The organism is Vibrio genomosp. F10 str. 9ZD137 (assembly GCF_049974785.1).
GTDB lineage: Bacteria > Pseudomonadota > Gammaproteobacteria > Enterobacterales > Vibrionaceae > Vibrio.
This window is the reverse complement of the sequence record NZ_JBNGCJ010000449.1, coordinates 1-4,592: the sequence shown is the minus strand read 5'-3', so window position 1 is coordinate 4,592 and position 4,592 is coordinate 1. Positions and strand designations below refer to the sequence as shown.

Annotated in this window: 1 protein-coding gene; it reads left to right on the top strand. The window is 44.9% G+C overall.

Features of this window, described 5'->3' with window-relative positions; genetic code table 11:
- The coding region (locus ACP45E_RS10770; protein ID WP_017038264.1) for a hypothetical protein at nt 1-4,592 on the top strand (4,592 nt) is incomplete at both ends.

Below are 4,592 nucleotides of genomic sequence, written 5' to 3'. Positions count from 1 at the left end.
GAGCTGATTGGCTCTGATGGAGCGGATAGCTTCGATACCCGTGACTTTTATGGTGTGTCAGAATCCAACGCATTGAAGCTGCTTGATGGCTGGGAAGACCTCACCGAACACACCTTCCGATTTACCCTTGATGATGGCAGTACCGTATTAGAGGTAGATGTGGAATCCGCCTCCACGCTAGAGGAATTACTGGCGTTAATCAATCAGGCTGACGATCGTGAAACGGGAGCAATGCAGGCAACGTTCAATCAAAAAACCGCCAGTCTTTCTATCTCTGGGATTGATTCTTTTGGTGTTGCGGAGACCGACGACTCAATATTGGCTGTATTAGGCCTAAATGGTGCTACTGTATCCAGTTCTGTTGCTACAGGTATGAGCTTGTCTCTACTCGCCTCTCTTCAACTTACGTCTCAAAAAGGGAATGCAGGCTCAGACACCTATATGGGTTCAAAAGGTATCGATACATTCATTATTGATGGCGAGGATGTTTCGGTCACGGCGGGTTTAGGCGCGGACACTGTTATTGCTGAGACTACGGCAACTCATACTGAAATTTCCCTATCTGATTCAGGTGATCCAAGTGATTCAACGATTACCTGGAAAGGCGATTCGCAGACTGATCAATCTGTCACCATGACTGACGTAGAAATCGCAGAAATAAAAGCGTTTGCAGGTGCAACAAAGCTGGATGCAACCAACGCATCCATTGATGTGATTTTAGACGCAGTACAAACTAACGCAGAATTGCTCGGTGGCACTGGAAACAATGAATTCCGACTTGATGTGTCCCAAAGAGCAGACGCGGTTGCTGACAGTGTATCGATTACATTACAAGATACCGCAACCTTGAATGATGTTGTGTTTTACGGTGGATCGAATTCGTTCGATATCACGGATTTTGATTGGGCTGATATTACAGGCTCAGCCTTTACCTTTGTGACGGAGTCGTCAGGTCATTTGACAATCGACAGTGATGTTACCCTTCAAGGGCAATCTATAGAGTTCCGAGCGGACAACAATACGGTGACGGTGAACGCCAGTATTACCACTGATGATTTAAGCTTATCAGCAGGCAATATAGACATTCTAGCCAAAAACATTGTCGTCAGTGACGGTGTAACCATTTCAGCGAAAGGCAACGCATTAAGCGAAAGTGGTGATATATCCCTTTTCGCTTTCGATGCACAGAATACGATCAAAGGTTTGGGCTTTTACAATTATGATGACGTTGGCGCGAGTATTACGATCGGCGCTGCAACGATATCAGGAAGAGACATCAATTTACAGGCACAGGTAGAAACCAATCCCGACAGCCCAGTTAACTACGGTGGTAAGGCGATTGACACCGATGTGCCAAGTATCGACGACTTTAAAGATGAATTGGAAAACATCAGCCTTTTCTTCGGCTACTCTCGTTCTGAGATAGACACCAGAATTTCGATCGATGAGTCTGCAATTATTAAAGGGGATGATGTTGTTATAGAGTCTCGTTCGATAGCTCGAGTGACCTCGGAGCCATTGGCATTCTTGCTTTCTGTTGCTGTTGGTAGCATCAAATCATCGTCTATCGTTGATATGGATGGCACGATTTTGGCGCAAGGGGACGTGGTTATCTCCTCCAATACTGAAAACTATCTTAAAGTAAATGCAGATCAAGTATTTGGTTTTAAAGGATTATCTGCAAGTGTTGCAGTGGGTCTGTTAGATTCCGATTCAAATGTGACCGTTTCAGAAACCGCGACCATTGTTTCCCAAGGAAACTTAGATTTAAATGCTTCTACCGCCGATTTTACCTATGTAGGGGCAATCAGTGACGCCGGGTCAAAAGGTAAACTAGCTGCGAGTGTAGCGGTGCACATTGAGAACGGTGAGACTAATGCCACTCTTGCTGGCGATATATTCGTTGTAGGGGACATTAATGTTAATGCGGAGCATAAGCAGGGGCGTGTTGATGGTGATTGGGGTACGTTGGCCGAAGCAACGGTGAAACGTGTCCCGAGTACTGTAGATAATGTTAAAGATAAGTTTAAACAGAAAGGTTCAGGAAAACTATCGTCGAATGGGTTAAGTTGGCTCGGTGGAAAATTAAAACCCGGTGATCGTCTTCAACCGACAAAATTTACCGCGGGTATCGCTTTTGTCTATTCTGAAGATACTAACAGAACCAACTCATACCTTGGCATAGATGGGGAGACCAGTGATATCCAAGTGGGCGGCTCGTTAGAGCAAACAGCCTCTGTCGATAGCCGATTACTCACCAGTGTTTCATCAACATCGAGCTCAGTTTCTCAAACCTCTCAGCTTAGTGGTTCTACAGGAACAAAGAGTGAGTTTAGCCAGGTACCATTTGGCGGTGCTGTCTCTGTATCCATCGCGGATCTAGATAACGATGCTAATGCGTTGATGTTGGGTGATACCAAGTTAGATGTGCTTGATAAGATTACTTTAGATGCAAAAAGTGAAAACCTGACAGGATTGATTAGCCAAGATACCACCTTTAAATACGTCAAACCCTCAACCATTACCAATAGTCAAATTGATACTGATTACTCAATAGTAACCGGAGACCTAATTTCATTCGATTATGGTGATTATGATTGGCAACAGTTGGAAGCACAGCAGCCCGAAATCAGTATTCTTGGGGCGGTTTATAAGTTCCTTGGGGATGACTCGCAACCAATACGGTTTGCAAGTGAGGACTTCAGCGACACGCTACGCTGGGAATTACTAGGCGATCAGGTAAGCAGCTTACCAAACCAATTGTTAGGGGGTGAATCTGAACTTTATCTGACTGATAACAGTATTAAATCAGAAGCTGCCGGAGCGAAAGTATCGATTGGATTGAACTTTGGTTATCTTGATTCCAACCAAAATGCCGATGCAAAAATCGGTGGATCCGTTGAAGTGAACCAACGCGAAGCATTGGAGAACATCTTTGCGTCTGGTGAAGCGCAGCAGTTTGTTAGCGCATTGTTGCCAGACATCAGTATGGGTGTTCGTGGCATAGATGTGACTTCAGCTGCGACCAACAAGTCGGTTGATTATGTAGGTATGCTCACCGATACCTCTTCTCAAATTCCAATATTGAAGCAAATCTATGCGAAAAGTGGTTCTTCGCAAAGTTTAAATGGGTCCGGTGCGAGTGTTTACATTAATAACGTTACGTTAAACAGTGATGCGATTATTGAAGACGGCGCAAAAGTGTATGCCGATGATCTCAACATTGAATCAAACGCCGCAGCATTTGCCATTAACCTTGGATATTCCGCAGGCTATGGTACTGGAACATTAGGCATGTCAGGCCTATTCATGGGCAATTTTGTTGAGAGTAACTCAACGGCTCGTGTCGATTCAGGCGTTGATCTTGATGTTGGGACACGGGTTAATAATCCAGGTGGTATAGAAAGGTTAAGTGTTACGGCGGACAATCGTGTTGACATTATTACGGTTGCAGGCGGTGGTGCTTCAGGTGGCTCTATTGGTGTTGGTGCGTCAGCCATCGTCAATGAAATTACCAAGGTCACTAAAGCACAGATTGGTCATGAAGGCTCAAGCCGTCGTGGTGATATTAACGTGAATGGTGATGTTAAAGTCGCTGCTAACTCTGATGGTTTTGTCTTCGGCACTGCCATGAGTGCGGCATGGGCAACCGGTAAAGTCGCTCCCTCTGGTGGCGAAGCCCCAAAAACCGCAAACAGTGATTACGGTATTTCTATTTCTGGTGCCTTTATTTTTAACACGGCTGATTACACCACTTCCGCAACCATTAGCAACCTTAATAGCTTAAATGCCGATGCTCTCAACCTCAATGCGACCGAAAGCTCTTGGGTACTTGCTTTCCCAATTGCCTATGCAAGTTCAGAGGCGAATTCGTTTGCTTTAGCAGCCGCAGGGATTGGCCTTAGAAATGATGTTGATCTCGATATTGAAGCGGGCATCAAAGGGATTAATACATTAACGCTTGATAGCTTATCTATCAACGCGATTAATGATAGTACGGTGGTGACAGCATCGATTTCGGCGGCATTATCTGGCATTGCCGAGACATCGACGGGTTCGAGTAGCAGTATTGCGATAACAGGTAACGTCTCAATTAATAATGTGACTAATGATATTGACGCCTATTTATCTGACATTACCACTGCAAACATTAACAGCCAAAATGACTATGGGTATGCCGCCGATATTGCCGCAAAAGACACGTCAGATATCTATGCGGTAGCACTTGGTGTGGCTTATGCTGGAAATGGGTCTGTTGGCGTGACCTACGCAGAAAATAATATAGTCAGTGATATTGACGCATTGATCAGTAATGTCGATCTTAAAGTTGCAGATGGAAAAGTACGACACCAAGCGATAAGTGAAGCCGACATACTTTCAGTGGCACTGGGCGCAGCGGTAAGTAAAGACACCTCACCGGATTTTGATACTAAAGTTGGCGTTGCAGTTGCGGCAGCAGTCAGTTTCAACTCGGTGCGCATGAATACGCGTTCTAAAATTCTAAATAGCACAATCACGCTTCCTTCTAAGGACAATGATAACGCTCATCTTGATGTAAAAGCGCACAATGAAACCGAGATCGGAAGAGCGGT